Origin of the sequence: Chryseobacterium urinae (assembly GCF_030518295.1) — a bacterium.
In the GTDB taxonomy this organism is placed as follows: Bacteria; Bacteroidota; Bacteroidia; order Flavobacteriales; family Weeksellaceae; genus Chryseobacterium; species Chryseobacterium mucoviscidosis.
The window spans coordinates 1-247 of the sequence record NZ_JAULSJ010000117.1 but is presented as its reverse complement, the minus strand read 5'-3'; the positions used below and the strand labels follow the sequence as shown (position 1 = coordinate 247).

Sequence of the window (247 nt, the reverse complement as noted above, 5' to 3'; positions counted from 1 at the left end):
TTGCCATGTTGAAGTTGGCTCATTGGTTTAAGGATGTTGAAGAGTCGGGTTTTAAATCATTTTCTACACTAAAGAATACCATTATAAATCATTACAACGATATTCTCAATTATTTTGAAGCAAGAAGCACCAATGCTGCTGCGGAATCTTTTAATGCGAAAATTAAAAACTTCAGACTACAACTTCGAGGGGTAAAAGACAGAACTTTCTTTCTATTCAGATTAACTAAACTTTTTGCATAGCCCCC

At 34.4% G+C, this 247-nt stretch carries 1 protein-coding gene; it reads left to right on the top strand.

From position 1 onward, the window contains the following. The coding region (locus QWT87_RS21220) for a transposase (protein WP_302718742.1) at positions 1 to 242 on the top strand (242 nt) is incomplete at its 5' end. Positions 243 to 247 lie beyond the last annotated feature (5 nt).